The sequence below is a fragment of the Desulfobacterium sp. N47 genome (genome assembly GCF_051233685.1).
GTDB lineage: Bacteria > Desulfobacterota > Desulfobacteria > Desulfobacterales > RPRI01 > RPRI01.
The window spans coordinates 1-13,944 of sequence record NZ_JBAMMY010000023.1 but is presented as its reverse complement, the minus strand read 5'-3'; the positions used below and the strand labels follow the sequence as shown (position 1 = coordinate 13,944).

Below are 13,944 nucleotides of genomic sequence, written 5' to 3'. Positions count from 1 at the left end.
GCCTGTATCAATAAAAAGGATTCGTCAGCTTAGAAACAATATCCAGAATGAATTGCGTGCCTGTGGAAAAAATACACAGTCTGATAATCGAATTGTCAAAGAACAAACTTTATATGCAAAAACCTAACCGGACACTACTGTTGCATACTGGACAATTCATGTTTTTTATCTCCTTTGCTGTGTTTTAAATTAACCATGGAAGCCACTTTTTCAGTAGTCCATAGAGGGATGGAAAGTTGTTCTCAAGAAATGCTTTAACCCTTCCTATAATGCTCTGCTGTTTCTGTTCTATAGACAAGGCTCTGCCTTCAAGCTGTGCCTGTAATCTTTCAGCCCTCTTATCCGGGTCCGGGTGGCTTGAAAAAAAGGAATGCGTTTTGCCCAACCCGGCAAGCTTCTTTAAAGCTGATACTGCATCTTGCGTTTCAAACTTTTCCCGCTTAAGAAAAACTAACCCGTAATCATCTGCCTCTTTCTCCTCCAATTGGGAAAATTGGGCATTTATAAGGGATTCTGCAAGACCTCCTAACAATGAGCCGGCTATTCTCCGGAGATGCTGTTCTGAGATGCTATACCTTTACGTACAGCCCTCGCAGCATAGGCAAGCTGAATTTTCTTTCGGATATGCTTTTTCATAACATGCCCCATTTCATGTCCGATAATAAAACGCAATTCACCATCATTGAGCATGTCCATAAGACCGCTGTATAAGCGTATAGTACCGTTCGCCATCGCAAAAGCATTTACTTCAGGGGTTATATAGACCCCATAGTCGAATTTCACATCGACATCCTGAAAGTTCCGGCCAACAAGCTTATTGAGCCGTTTTGCGTATTTGCTTTCAGGTGTCGCAAGACTATGCTTTTTATCCGAATACTGAGCAGCTTGTGAGGCAATCTCCTGCACATCTTTATCAGTGATGGTCAGCGCGCCCTTTACCGCATCAATACCCGCATTTGTAACTGTTTGCAGGTTTGCATTTTCACACCCTGACAGCAAAAGCAGACAGAAATAAAATGTTATAAACAAATATTTCATCATCATATTTAGCCAAACCATAGGATTTATTTTGGAATTTTTACATTATCATCATAGATTCCTTTTTCGGCAGTTGTATGGCAGGCCAAACAGTTGGATAATGAGCCGATAGATTTTCGCTTAAACACATCCATACTGATTTCATGGTGTTTTCTCTGTATATATGGAATGTCTGTGATCCTTTGCGGTGTTTGGTTTCCTATGCATTTCATAATTTTTGCAGATAGTTTTGCTGAGGAACGATCTGCTGCATTGGCTTTAAGATATTTTGCAATTATTTTCTTTGACTCCGGATCAAGCTCGACGGCTTCCCCAAAATGGTCTTCCGGGCTGTTTAGAATTTTATCCCATGAAGCGGATGGCAACAATTCCGGCTGATATGAAAAATGACAAGCTCCGCAATTCTCTTTGTATGTTGAGTTATCAACTACTGTAAGATTGCCTTTCACATTATGTTCAGAGTGTTTTCGCTCTCTTTTTTGATGCTGCCTCTTTCCTCTATGATCGTCGTCATCAGCAAAGGCGGTATAAAAGACTCCGTTTGTCATCAGCAAAAAAGCCAGCAATAAAATAAACCATTTATGCATTCTTTTCATAAAATATCTCCTTTCTTCAGATGAGTTTCTCAAAATAAATTAATTGAATGAGAATAGTTACAGAATAACAAATTATTTATGTATTATATCAGATGGATATGTTTTAGATCAACAGAGTATGGAGAGGTTTTGCAGGTAGATAGGTGGAGTTACAATAATTTTGCAGGCATAAAATGTTTCGAAATCCTCAACGGTATTATAAATTAAAGAACAATCTATAAGAGCAAAAACAATTAGTACAGTATCAAAGATTTTTAAATTATGAGCCTTGGTTGCAGAGTTGGCTGCTTTAAGCATTTTGCCCTTTTCCAAATCACAGCTTTTGCACAGATTGCCTGAGCAACGCAAATGAAACAGGGAATATGCCTTTGCTTTAGTTTGATAATTATGCAAGCAAGTATTTCCACAGAAGCAGGCCTCAGCAAATACGCTGCTTGCGAAAATGCCCAAAATCAAAAACAAGGTGGCTAATATTTTAATTGATTTTCGATAGTTCATAAGGATTATAATATCACACCGGTCATTTTTTTATTTTAATAACACCATATATCAATCGGACGTGATGTTTCAATAAGAATTGTTGATATTTTTTTTAAATCAAACCCTTCCGGATGAATTTACACAGGAGTAGTAAATTCTGCGATTTGAACAGGTGAATTCTAAAAAGAAATTTGTGGCAACATATCTTTCTGCCGATATAGTTTCTCGCAATATGGCGTATATCATTTAATCTTGACACATAAAGCTAATCTTTCTATAGTCCAACTTTAAAAAAGCAAGATCTTATCCCCTTTTATATTTTTATATATTAATTGTGAAAATTATTTTAAAAAGGATAAAATAGAAGCTATGGGAAGAGTTCTGGTTGTTGATGATGAAGAAGGAATACGTGATATTCTTGCTGACTATTTAACCATGATGGACCATGAGGTAGTTACTGCCATTGACGGGCAGGATGCTTTAAATAATCTCCGGGAAGGTCATTTTGATTTAATATTGTCAGACCTTATTATGCCGAAGATGGATGGGATAGAACTTCTTAAACAGGCTCTCAACATTGACGATAAGATAGTTTTTATCATGATTACCGGACATCCTACTGTTCAAACAGCAGTAGAAGCCATAAAAGAAGGGGCTTACGATTATCTTACAAAACCTTTCCGCTTTGATGATGTTCAGCTCAGAATCAACAGAGCAATTGAAAAAAAAATGTTAAGTGGCCGTTTAAAAAATGCCCGGGGAATTGTATGGGCTTTGTTGTTTTCAATTCCCATTTGGCTGATATTGGGAATTTTTTTAGCCACTCTCCTGAAATAAACCAAAATCCGAATATCCATATCAAAACACATAGTTCGTTTTCTGCCGTCGGCTATCCTTGGCAAACGCTATATTTACGCTGTTCTTTTAAAGAACTTCTCAAGTTCCTTAATCGAAAATTTTATCCATGTGGGACGGCCGTGCGGGCAATTAGAAGGCATTTTACAATCATCCAGCTGTGACAGAAGTGTTATCATCTCTTTGTCTGAAAGCTTTTGATTAGCTCTTATTGCACCATGGCATGCGATAAGCTTTAAAAGCTCATCCGATGCCTTTTCGAACCCGGGAACAAAGCCTGTTTCAATTAAATTTTCAATTGTTTCAGTGATAATGGATTTAACATCTTTACCTGAAAGAAATGCGGGTACGGACTTTACTGCAAAAGCATTTCCTCCGAACGGTTCCACATCAAAACCTGCCCTCTGAAAATCCGGCAGCAGTTTTTCAAAGACACCGGCTTCCCTGTAGCCAAATTCTATGACTTCCGGAACAAGAAGGTTCTGTATTGCATATCTGTATGCGTCTTCCCTGGCTTTGATTTGTTCATAAAGAATGCGTTCATGGGCAGCATGCTGATCTATAAGAAATATTCCTTCGACCGATTCACAGATTATATATGTTCCGTGAAGCTGACCAAGTACTATTAAATCTTTGAATTGCTTCTTTTCCCAAAGGTTTTCCTGAATATGGGAATCTTGTTTCGGATTAGTTTTTTCAGTATAAGATTGAACTTTCTTTAGTGGCAGGTCAGACTGAACCTTCTTTAGCGGCAGGTCAGTAACAATTTCGCTTTGAACAGGATTGGCTTTTACGGCAGGCTTGTAAGCAACCTGATGTTCGGAAATATCAACCGATTTATTATGCTGAACTTTTTGAACATAATCTGCGGCGGATTTTTTAAACGGATCTGAAAGATCAAGAGTCTCTTTTACTGCCGCCTTTACTGCTTCATGGACTCTGGTTGGCTCTGAAAAGCGTACTTCATGCTTTGCCGGATGCACATTAACATCAACTTCATTAAAAGGAAGGTTTATCAAAACCACAGCAACGGGGAACTCTCCTTTAATCAGCCTTGATGTATAAGCTTCCAATAAAGCGTGCTGAACAATCTTATCATGCACAAAACGCCCGTTAACATATATGTATATTCCGCGGCTTGTATGTCTCTTTACCACAGGAGAAGATATCCAGCCTGAAACTGAAATAGTTTCTTTCGAAAAACCAAGCCTGTATAAACTGCTTTTTGTATCTTTACCCAGAATTTCTTCGGTTCTGACGGCTGAATCAGGTGATGAAAGCAGATTATAAACGGTTCTGCCATTATGTGTAAGGTTAAACTGGATATTGGAATTTACAAGCGCCATTGTTGAAATTACATCGGCGATATGCCCCATTTCAGTATCAACCGATTTTAAAAATTTGCGTCTTGCCGGTGTATTGAAAAAAATGTCTTTAACGGAAATCATCGTACCTTCGGGAGAGCCTTTATCCGTTACAGACAATATCTTTCCGCCTTCAATTTTTATTTCAATCCCGGTCTGGGATTCGTTTCCTTTTGTTACAAGCGAGAAACGCGAAACAGAAGCAATGCTTGGAAGCGCTTCTCCTCTGAATCCGAAGGTATTTATGGAAAAAAGATCTTCATCCGTTTCTATTTTGCTGGTAGCATATCTTTCAATTGACAACAAGGCGTCATCTTTTACCATTCCGGTACCATTATCCGAAACTCTGATAAGAGACTTTCCTCCTTTTTCTATTTCAACAAGGATTCGTGTGCTTTTTGCATCGAGAGCATTTTCAACGAGCTCTTTTACAACCGAAGCGGGACGCTCAACTATCTCGCCTGCTGCAATTTTGTTGGAAATATTTTCGGAAAGTATTCTTATTTTCATATGTTTATGAAAAAAGTTACTTATTTCTTAAAAAGTTAGAAAGGTATTCAGCATCAATGGGAGTAAGATCAAATTTCAGGCATGCCTCTTCAATCAGTTTTGCAGAGTTTTTCCCTTGTTCGTATTTTAAAGTTTCCGAAATCCATTTTACAGCTTTTCTTAAATTTTCCCCTTCAGGCTGTACGCTCATGACTTATTTCCTTTTAGCTTCGAATGGAAAATAGCGGGAGTTTTTCTCTTTCCTGTATCCTACATTCGCTATTCGATATCCGTTATTTGAGTCTTTATATTTCCGGCTTTTTCTTATGAAAACCGGTCGCCTGTTCAAAATTATAGGCTGTTTTTAAAAGCACTTCTTCGCCAAAATGTTTTCCAAGCAGTTGAAGCCCTATAGGCAATCCGCCTGATGAAAATCCGCAGGGAACAGATAAACCGGGTATTCCGGCAAGATTTGCAGATAGCGTGAAAATATCCGAAAGATACATTGTGAGAGGATCATCTGCGTTATCACCTATTTTGAATGCGGGAGTCGGCGCTACAGGAGAAAGTATTACATCGCAGATTTCAAACGCCTTTGTAAAATCATCTGTGATAAGAGTACGCACCTGGGATGCCTTTTTATAAAATGCATCATAGTATCCGGCTGAAAGACAATATGTACCGATAATTATACGACGCTTTACTTCCGGCCCGAATCCTTTTGACCTTGTATTTTTATACATCTCCATAAGGTTTTTTGAGTCTTTATCCCTGAAACCATATTTCACACCGTCATAGCGGGCCAGATTGGAGCTTGCCTCCGAAGGAGCAATAACGTAATAAGCCGGCACTGCATATTCGGTATGCGGAAGCGAAACCTCAACACATTGCGCCCCCAGGGTTTCCAGTACTTTTCTTGCATTTGTTATTGCGGCAAAAACCTGCGGATCAAGACCTTTGGCTGTGTCATATTCTTTGGGAACTCCTATTATTAATCCCTTTATCCCTTCGGTTAAAAAAGAAGTATAATCGGGAACATCTTTTGGAACGGATGTGGAATCCGATGGATCATAGCCTGAAATCACTTTAGCAAGAATGGCGCAATCAGTAACGTCTTTTGCAACAGGGCCGATCTGGTCAAGTGAAGAAGCAAAAGCAACCAGCCCGAAGCGTGAAACTCTTCCGTATGTTGGCTTCAACCCAACAACAGAACAGTGAGAAGCCGGCTGGCGGATAGATCCGCCTGTGTCCGAACCAAGAGAGCCTATGCACATATCTGCGGCAACAGCAGCGGCTGATCCTCCGCTGGAGCCACCTGGAATTCTGGTTAAATCCCATGGATTGCGGGTAAGTTTGATGCCTGAGTTTTCGGTTGATGAGCCCATGGCAAATTCATCCATGTTTAATTTTCCCACTATAACCGCACCGGCTTTTTTAAGCTTGGATATTACTGTAGCATCATAAGGGGGAATGAAATTATCCAGAATTTTTGAAGCGCATGTTGTACGTATTCCTTTTGTGCAAATAAGATCTTTTACTGCAATGGGAATGCCGGTAAGTTCGGCCATATTTCCTTTTGATATTTCTTTATCGGCAAGCGCAGCTTCTTTCATCGCTGAATCCGAAGCTATTGTGATATATGCCCCGACCCTATCTTCAACCTGCGCAATCCTGTCAAGAACCGCTCTTGTAAGTTCCTGCGAAGATATCTCTTTGCCCTTTAACAGTTGTTGAGCCTTATTTATTGTTAATTCATGCAGTTTCATCTGATCTACCCCACAACCTTCGGAACCATGAAACTTCCGTTTTCATCCTCAGGAGCATTTTCAAGAAGCGCATCCCTTTTTATGTTTTGTACTATTACGTCATCCCTGAAGGCGTTTGTCAAAACTATAGCATGAGAAGTCGGCAACACACCTTCAGTATCCAGATTATTAAGGGTTTCGATGTATTTTAATATATCATCTATCTGAACGGTAAATTTTTGAATGGATTCTTCATCCATATCAAGACGGGCAAGATCAGCCACATGTATAATATCATCTCTGGTTATATTCATAGTATTTAATCACCGCGGTTTGAGTGTCGAAGAGCGAACATAATCAAATTTACTACATTTAACATCAACCGTCCGCTTTTCGACTTTATATCATCTTGTTACAATTATTCCATTAAATTTATCTTTCTTCAGTTTGTTAAGAATAGTTCCAGCCCCGGCTCTATCGCCAAACTCTCCTACCCTTACTCTGTGCCATATTCCTTTTCCTTTAATTTCTCCTGAAGATCTGTATGCCTGATAACCTTTTTTTATAAGCTCTCCAACCATTTTATCGGCATACTTTTCATCTCTGCCTGAAGCAAGCTGAATCGTAAAAACAGGCCCGGTGGTTTTTTTCGGCAAAGGAGGCTCCTTTGCAACGATTTTTTCTTCGGTCTTTGCAGGTACAGATTCCTTGGCGATAACTTTTTCTCCGGTCTTTTCAGGTTCCGGCTCTTTTACAGAAGATTCTACAGGCACAGGGGCCGGCAAAGAAACAGCTTCCGGTTTTGGAACCTCTTTGATATTAATATGCTCGGGTAATTCTTTTGTGCTTTTAAGATCCTCGTAAAAACCCAGATCCTGCTTGTCTGAATGAACAGGCGTATTCATTGAAACATCGATTTGGGCCTTTTTTTCTTCTTTTTCCTTTTCAATAGCTGCCGTCAACTCTGATACAATGTCATTTTTCAGCTTTTTGACATCAAAATTTACAGGTGCAGTTCCTCTTCCGACCAGAACACCCAACACAAACATCCATCCGCAAATAACAAGAACAATAAAACACCACACAATTGTTTTTTTGCGGGTGAGTATATAATAGGGTTTCTTTTCGCCGGGTACATTATTTTCATTTTCTTCCATAAATTTATACCAAGGCCTCCCTGCTTACATCCCGTTTGTTTTTACATTATTTCCGGAGCACTTACTCCAAGAAGTTTGAGACCGTTTCTGATAACTTTTTTTATAGCAAGCACAAGAAAAAGCCTGTTTTTCGTTATAACCGGATCATCGGAAAGAACTCTGCACTTATTATAATAGCTATGAAAGGCCGCTGCAAGATTCATAAGATAATAAGTTATGCGGTGCGGCTCGAGAAGCTCTGCGCTCGATTTTACAACTTCAGGATAAGTGGATAATATTTTTAAGATCTGAATTTCTTCAGCTTCTTTCAATACCGTTATATTTTTATCATCGTATCTAATTTCTTTTACTCCAAGTTCATCCGCCTTTCTGATAATGCTTGAAATTCTTGCATGCACATACTGCACATAATATACAGGGTTTTCATTTGACTTTTTCTTTGCAAGTTCCAAATCAAAATCAAGATGACTTTCGTAATGGCGCGTCAAAAATATAAACCTTGCCGCATCAGCTCCTACCTCTTTAACCACATCTTCAAGTGTTACAAATTCTCCTGATCTGGTGGACATTGCAACGGGTTCACCGTTTCGCAAAAGGTTTACAAGCTGTATCAAAATAACATTAAACTGATCTTCTTTTTGTCCCGAAGCCTCAATTGAAGCGCAAATGCGCTGAATATAACCATGATGGTCGGCTCCCCAAACATCTACGATGCGTTCAAAACCCCGGTCAAATTTATCTATGTGATAAGCAATATCTGAAGCAAAATATGTGGTAAGCCCATTATTTCTTATCACAACACGGTCTTTTTCATCTCCGTATTCAGATGTTTTAAACCAGAAGGCCCCGTCTTTTTCATAGATAATATTTTTGTTCTTAAAATCTTCTAAAACGGATTTAACTTTACCTGAATCAAAAAGGCTTTGTTCACTGTACCAGTTGTCAAATTTTACGCCAAAAAGCTCAAGGTCGTTTTTTATGTCTGCAAGTATATCGTCTGCGGCAAAACGCGCACAAAACATTACGGCTTTTTCTTCAGGTTCATCGAGCAGATCGATTTGATTTTCATTTTTAATTTTTTGGGCTATATCACGAATATAATCCCCCTGATAACAGTCACCGGGAAAATTAATTTTTTCTTCATGCAGCTCTTTGTATCTAAGATATACGGAACGGCCAAGAGTGCTGATCTGTCTTCCCGAATCGTTAATATAATACTCTCTCTGGACATCGTAGCCGCAAAAAGAAAGAATATTTGCGGTACTGTCTCCAACGGCAGCTCCTCTTCCGTGGCCTACATGCAGCGGTCCGGTTGGATTTGCACTTACAAACTCAACCTGGACTTTTCTGTTTTTTCCTATATCACAGGAGCCGAATTTTTCATCTTTTTCATAAATTGTACGCAAAACAGAATGCCATGCGCAAGGGTTTATAAAAAAGTTTATAAACCCCGGCCCTGCAATTTCTATTTTATCAATAACGCCTTCTGTATCTTCTATTTCGGCTGTAATGGCTTCGGCAATTTTTCTTGGAGGCATTTTCTGCAAAGAAGCCATAACCATTGCAAAGTTGGAAGAAAAATCACCGTGCGCAGACAGCTTGGGCTCTTCAATTCCAAAAGCCGGAAAGTCACTCGATGCCAGCTTTTGCTTATCAAAAGCTTTTTTTGCAGCAGAAAGTAAAATATCAGATAGTATATTTTTCATTTATTATATTTCATGCCCTTTTTAAATCAGGTTGTCCATAGAGCCAGTTTCAAAACGTCCCATTTAGGCCGATCTCTGCGTTGGGCTCAAATTTTGCACGCAGTGAAGCATAGCGCTATCCTCGAAATACTAAATGTATTCCTTTGGTTAAAATTTTCGCCTGCCTTGACCTTGACCAAGCTGAAACGTTTTGAAAGTGGCTCCATATATAACATATTTATATTATAATAATTTATTTAACATGACATTCGCTGCACATCAAAGGACCCGCTTTTTCCTGTTCATGACATCCTATGCAGCGCAAATGGTATTTGTTTACAAGAGGGATAGGATCTTTATCAATCTTATGGCATTCGGAACACTTCATATCTTCCGATGTTTCATTCTCAACTTTTACTTTGTCTTTATAAAAATGATGGCAGGTGCTGCAATCATCAATATTTGCATTTTCATTATGTTCATCATGGTTAAAAACCGCTTCAGGCCTCATTCTTTTCGTAAAAGCAGGATCCTGGACGTATCTGATATCTTCCTGAGAATATGCAGTTGCAAATAAAATAATAATTGATGAAACAATCACCGAACATAGTGCCCAAATCTTCTTTCTCATAAATAATACCTCGTTATATATCTGCAAAAAAACAGTTTTTGCAAAAAGGTCGATATAAATATTTTATTCCGGCTTTTCCATAGTTTCGTAAATAATATCGCCAAGAAATTTTATGTCCATATCAAGTTTATTATGATGGATTATATCTTCAAGCCCCCCATGACAGTTATGGCATGGAGCAATAATCGTTTGAGCACCCTTTGCCTTTACAGTAGCCAATTGCTCCGCCTTGATTTTATCTCCGTCTATTCGCGACATTTTATAAGGCGGGCCGCAGTTAATAACTCCGCCGCCTGCCCCACAGCAGTAGTTGTGCTCGCGGTTCGGATGCATTTCAATAAGCGTTTCACAGGTTGCATTTACGACAAAACGCCCCATCTCATGAAGGCCTCTTCCCCGCACCGTATTGCACGGATCATGAAATGTAACAGGTTTATCAAATTTTTTAGCTATTTTTATCTTACCGTCTCTTATGAGTTCATAGTAAAATTCTATAGCATGAACTACCGGAATAGGCGGCATTTTCCATGAAAGCGCTCTGTTACCTACATCATGAACCGAGCGGAAGGCATGACCGCATTCGCCCATTACGATTTTTTTAACTTTCAGTCTTGCAGCAGACTCGAAGTGTATTTTTTTCAGCCTTGCCATCATTTCAAAGTCGCCTGTAAACATGCACATATCGCTGTTATCCCATCCGGGAGTGGCAGGCATAGTCCAGTTCATACCGGCAACATGCATTATAACCGCCGCCTGATATATAAGCTGGGCGCGGAATTTGGGTTCAGGACCTATAACGGAATAGAAAATTTCAGCCCCCTCTTTTTCAAGCGGTATACGCAAATCGGGAATTTCAGCGCGGGCTTCATCTTCCTGCCACATTAGACTGTCTATCCACTCATCCTCTTTAACCCACATCTGGTTTGCTGTAGCAGAATGGCTGTGCGCGGTATCCTGAATGTACTGAGGAGTGATTCCAAGCTTGTGGCATATTCTTCTGACCGTCAAAAGCAGGTATGCTATATCAATCCCAAAAGGGCAATACATGACGCAACGACGGCAGAGGTTGCACTCGGTTGAAGCGATTTCAGATGCACGCTTCATAAAGTCTACATCGACCTTACCCTTTTTCTTTATAATTTCCAGGATGGTCTGCTTTACTTTGCCGGCCGGAGAATATTTCGGGTCATTATCATGGGAAAGGTAGAAATGGCAGGCCTCACTGCATAACCCGCAATGAGCACAGATATCAACATATGTCTTAAGCCTGGCACCTCCCTCGGCCTTTAATACATTATTTATAACCTTTTCGATTTTTTCAGGAGTTAATTTTGCCGCCCCACCGACAATTCCTGCATCGGTTATTTCAGCAGCAGCTTTTTTTGCAGATTCAGCCATTATATTGTCTCCTTGGAAGAGTCGTTGTATGGTTTTACCAGTCTTTTGCATGACGTATTGCTCCAAACTCCGAACCAATATACCCTCTTGAAACCGGAAAAAAAATCATGTGGCTTAAGCGGGTGAAAGGTATTGCAGCCAACAGAATTTCTCCTGACAGGATATGTATTATTCCCATAATCCGGAAACCTGTAAACTGGTGATAAGTCCAGAAGCCTGTAACAAAAGGAGCCGCAACCATAGCAAGTATAATATAATCGGAAGCAGTAGTTAAAAATTTTACCTCAGGCCGGACAATTCTTCTTATAAGAAAAAAGATACACGAGGCAATGACAATGATTGTCATAATATCAGCCGTTGTATCGGATATAAACCACCAGCTTACATTCCATGATTGTTTAATAAGAATTATATGAGCAAAAAGAAAAAGAGGAGCTATAACAATACAGATATGGAATGAAAATGCAACAATTGTAAATACAGGGTTTTTTCGCATGTTCTCGCTTCCAAATGGTGTTAACCAGTGGAAAATAGAACGAAGTGCATGATACGGGCTCATATAATTATATAAAAAAGGATCTTTTTCTTTGGCAAGTAAAGCCATCGAAACGAATCTGTAAATACATCCTGCCGCAAATATAATTAAAGAGACCCAGACCATTGGGCCGCTGACAAAATCATAAATGTCGTGCATATCTTACTTTCCTTTCAACCCGTAATATCGGCAACGGGCATAACACGTCTAAAATATTTATTTTCATTCTGCCCGGTTTCTATCGTCTTTATTAAAATCCTGTCCGAATCGGGACTAAAGACCGGATTCCAGACTGTTGCAAAATCTTCCGGAATAGGTTTACCATTGACAACAATTGTGTAACGGCCATTTTTTTCGACCTTTGCTGCAACATTTTTACCGTCAGGGCTGAAGACCGGTTGCCAGGCCATGTCGTACTCATCCCATTGATTTCCATCAACAGCAACCGTCCATTTATTATTTTCTTTACCAAGGCATGCAACTCTCTTTCCATCAGGGCTAAAAACGGCATCCGTAACCATTTCTCCAAAAGTCGTATCCCAGGTATTCCCGTCAACAGCAATTGTCCACCTGCCGAATTGAGGAGCAACAATTGCTGCAATTTTCTTCCCGTCATTGCTGTATACATGGTGCCAAAGCTGTTCAAACTTGCGGTCCCAAAAAATTTGTCCGTCTTTTGCCAAAAACCATTTTCCGGAAGATCGGACAGGAGCAGTGACAGAGCCATCATCAGGACAAAATTTCGGATCCCAAACAGATGCAAAGGTTTTTTCCCAGACAACTCCATCTATGGCAATCGTATAATCATAAAGAGTTGTTCTTACTCCTGCCGCAACCCGTTTACCGTCAGGGCTGAAAATAATATCCCAGACATTCACAAAGTTATTGTTCCAGACTATTTCATCAATTACAGCCGAATAACAACCCTCCTGAAATTTAACAATATCCGCTTCTTTGAACGCAACAGTCTGTACAGATGCAGCAGCTCTTTTGCCGTCATTACTTACTGCGAGACCGGTCATATTTAAAAAAACCTTTTCCCAGGGCACATCGTTTAATACAGCAAAATATTTTCCTTCTTTCTGTGCCATATAAACTATATTTTTACCATCATTGCTAAAATGCGTATCCCAGGCAAAGTCATATTTATCTTCCGCTGTTTCCCCGTCAACGGCAAGAGCCCACTCTCCGGTATCGGATATAAGAGCCGTCAGTCTGCCATCCGGAGAAAATTTCGGATACCAAACCCTGTCAAATGCATTTTCCCAGGCAACACCGTTTTCGCACATGGTAAAAACTTCATCATCGGGAAGTTTAACAACGGCGGCTATTTTTTCACCGTCTGAACTCACATAAGGTTCTTCCACCCATTGATATATTTTTTTCCAGTCTGAAATATCAGAAATTAATTTCTTGCCAATATCCCAGTCCCAACCGGATATGTTTATCATCATAACTTCTCCTTCTGCCACAATAGGTATTGTCAAAACTGATTTCCCCTCTCCTCCTGTGGGAGAGAGCCACCTTGCTTCGCACTTGTTATGGGTGACAGGAAGTATGCAAACTTATATTTAATGTTTATAATAATGCGGTTTTTCTAGCTCAAAAAAGCTTTTATGTAAAGCTCTTTCTATAATATATATATAAGCTAAATACAATATTGATTGAAAATAGCTTATTATGTTTATGAGTTGAAGCCTTCCCGTTTTTATATAGGATGTTTTTCACTTTATTTATAAAATCAAAAATTGGAAAAATTGACAGTGTTTAACCTGGCGTTTTATGCTTGACATGGAACCCGAAGCTGCCTTTGCATAAGCGCTAAGCAAATTAACCCTACAACGATATTTAGTTTAATTTAATATTGTACAATGCAACATAATCTGCTATACTTTCTGGAACAACCGCAAAAAGGAGGTAGCTTATGTTGCCGGAATGCAGGATTCAAGACGACCCATACCATATTCCAAA

The 13,944-nt window shown here is 39.5% G+C and carries 15 protein-coding genes; 1 reads left to right on the top strand and 14 read right to left on the bottom strand.

From position 1 onward, the window contains the following. Positions 1-184 precede the first annotated feature (184 nt). From VXK47_RS00795 to VXK47_RS00780, 4 genes are all read right to left on the bottom strand, one after another. The gene (locus VXK47_RS00795) at positions 185-532 is read right to left on the bottom strand and encodes a M48 family metalloprotease (RefSeq protein WP_435546872.1); all 348 of its coding nucleotides are present in this window, start codon (positions 530-532) and stop codon (positions 185-187) included. A gap of 8 nt (positions 533-540) precedes the next feature. After that, positions 541-1,029: a M48 family metalloprotease gene (locus VXK47_RS00790; protein ID WP_435546871.1), complete on the bottom strand. Its 489-nt coding sequence runs from the start codon at positions 1,027-1,029 to the stop codon at positions 541-543. A gap of 35 nt (positions 1,030-1,064) precedes the next feature. Then, complete coding sequence (locus VXK47_RS00785) at positions 1,065-1,634, bottom strand: diheme cytochrome c (RefSeq protein WP_435546870.1); 570 nt, start codon at positions 1,632-1,634, stop codon at positions 1,065-1,067. A 108-nt stretch (positions 1,635-1,742) separates the two neighbouring features. After that, on the bottom strand, positions 1,743-1,931 hold the full coding sequence (locus VXK47_RS00780) for a hypothetical protein (protein ID WP_435546869.1): 189 nt from the start codon (positions 1,929-1,931) through the stop codon (positions 1,743-1,745). Positions 1,932-2,483: 552 nt separating this feature from the next. Between VXK47_RS00780 and VXK47_RS00775 the strand changes: the two genes are divergently transcribed. Beyond that, positions 2,484-2,951 carry a sigma-54-dependent transcriptional regulator gene (locus VXK47_RS00775; RefSeq protein WP_435546868.1) on the top strand — a complete coding sequence of 156 codons (468 nt, stop codon included), beginning with the start codon at positions 2,484-2,486 and terminating at the stop codon, positions 2,949-2,951. Between the two features lie 74 nt (positions 2,952-3,025). Here VXK47_RS00775 and mutL read toward each other — a convergent pair whose 3' ends face one another. The 10 genes from mutL to tmcD form a co-directional block, all read right to left on the bottom strand. Then, entirely contained in the window at positions 3,026-4,843 is a 1,818-nt protein-coding gene (gene mutL, locus VXK47_RS00770; protein ID WP_435546867.1) for a DNA mismatch repair endonuclease MutL, read from the bottom strand. Between the two features lie 16 nt (positions 4,844-4,859). Next, positions 4,860-5,033 carry a hypothetical protein gene (locus tag VXK47_RS00765; RefSeq protein WP_435546866.1) on the bottom strand — a complete coding sequence of 58 codons (174 nt, stop codon included), beginning with the start codon at positions 5,031-5,033 and terminating at the stop codon, positions 4,860-4,862. A gap of 94 nt (positions 5,034-5,127) precedes the next feature. Then, positions 5,128-6,588 (bottom strand): Asp-tRNA(Asn)/Glu-tRNA(Gln) amidotransferase subunit GatA, encoded by a 1,461-nt coding sequence (gatA, locus tag VXK47_RS00760; RefSeq protein ID WP_435546865.1) that lies wholly within the window; start codon positions 6,586-6,588, stop codon positions 5,128-5,130. A 5-nt stretch (positions 6,589-6,593) separates the two neighbouring features. After that, entirely contained in the window at positions 6,594-6,881 is a 288-nt protein-coding gene (gene gatC / locus VXK47_RS00755) for an Asp-tRNA(Asn)/Glu-tRNA(Gln) amidotransferase subunit GatC (RefSeq protein WP_435546864.1), read from the bottom strand. 90 nt (positions 6,882-6,971) lie between these two features. Then, a complete protein-coding gene (locus VXK47_RS00750; protein ID WP_435546863.1) occupies positions 6,972-7,724 on the bottom strand; it encodes an SPOR domain-containing protein in 753 nt (250 codons plus the stop codon). A gap of 41 nt (positions 7,725-7,765) precedes the next feature. Next, a complete protein-coding gene (gene argS / locus VXK47_RS00745) occupies positions 7,766-9,430 on the bottom strand; it encodes an arginine--tRNA ligase (RefSeq protein ID WP_435546862.1) in 1,665 nt (554 codons plus the stop codon). Positions 9,431-9,662: 232 nt separating this feature from the next. Continuing rightward, the gene (gene tmcA, locus VXK47_RS00740) at positions 9,663-10,040 is read right to left on the bottom strand and encodes a cytochrome c3 family protein (RefSeq protein WP_435546861.1); all 378 of its coding nucleotides are present in this window, start codon (positions 10,038-10,040) and stop codon (positions 9,663-9,665) included. Between the two features lie 63 nt (positions 10,041-10,103). Continuing rightward, on the bottom strand, positions 10,104-11,438 hold the full coding sequence (tmcB, locus tag VXK47_RS00735) for a (Fe-S)-binding protein (protein WP_435546860.1): 1,335 nt from the start codon (positions 11,436-11,438) through the stop codon (positions 10,104-10,106). 34 nt (positions 11,439-11,472) lie between these two features. Beyond that, the gene (tmcC, locus tag VXK47_RS00730) at positions 11,473-12,132 is read right to left on the bottom strand and encodes a TmcC family electron transfer complex membrane anchor subunit (protein ID WP_435546859.1); all 660 of its coding nucleotides are present in this window, start codon (positions 12,130-12,132) and stop codon (positions 11,473-11,475) included. Positions 12,133-12,146: 14 nt separating this feature from the next. Next, positions 12,147-13,460 (bottom strand): electron transfer complex subunit TmcD, encoded by a 1,314-nt coding sequence (tmcD, locus tag VXK47_RS00725; protein ID WP_435546858.1) that lies wholly within the window; start codon positions 13,458-13,460, stop codon positions 12,147-12,149. Between the last annotated feature and the right edge of the window lie 484 nt (positions 13,461-13,944).

What these genes read in the sequence shown, in the direction of transcription:
- VXK47_RS00775 (WP_435546868.1), top strand. Translation starts at nt 2,484, where the DNA reads ATGGGAAGAGTTCTGGTTGTTGATGATGAAGAAGGAATACGTGATATT.
- gatC (WP_435546864.1), bottom strand. Translation starts at nt 6,881, where the DNA reads ATGAATATAACCAGAGATGATATTATACATGTGGCTGATCTTGCCCGT.
- argS (WP_435546862.1), bottom strand. Translation starts at nt 9,430, where the DNA reads ATGAAAAATATACTATCTGATATTTTACTTTCTGCTGCAAAAAAAGCT.
- tmcC (WP_435546859.1), bottom strand. Translation starts at nt 12,132, where the DNA reads ATGCACGACATTTATGATTTTGTCAGCGGCCCAATGGTCTGGGTCTCT.
- VXK47_RS00785 (WP_435546870.1), bottom strand. Translation starts at nt 1,634, where the DNA reads ATGAAAAGAATGCATAAATGGTTTATTTTATTGCTGGCTTTTTTGCTG.
- mutL (WP_435546867.1), bottom strand. Translation starts at nt 4,843, where the DNA reads ATGAAAATAAGAATACTTTCCGAAAATATTTCCAACAAAATTGCAGCA.
- VXK47_RS00765 (WP_435546866.1), bottom strand. Translation starts at nt 5,033, where the DNA reads ATGAGCGTACAGCCTGAAGGGGAAAATTTAAGAAAAGCTGTAAAATGG.
- gatA (WP_435546865.1), bottom strand. Translation starts at nt 6,588, where the DNA reads ATGAAACTGCATGAATTAACAATAAATAAGGCTCAACAACTGTTAAAG.
- VXK47_RS00750 (WP_435546863.1), bottom strand. Translation starts at nt 7,724, where the DNA reads ATGGAAGAAAATGAAAATAATGTACCCGGCGAAAAGAAACCCTATTAT.
- tmcB (WP_435546860.1), bottom strand. Translation starts at nt 11,438, where the DNA reads ATGGCTGAATCTGCAAAAAAAGCTGCTGCTGAAATAACCGATGCAGGA.
- tmcA (WP_435546861.1), bottom strand. Translation starts at nt 10,040, where the DNA reads ATGAGAAAGAAGATTTGGGCACTATGTTCGGTGATTGTTTCATCAATT.
- VXK47_RS00780 (WP_435546869.1), bottom strand. Translation starts at nt 1,931, where the DNA reads ATGCTTAAAGCAGCCAACTCTGCAACCAAGGCTCATAATTTAAAAATC.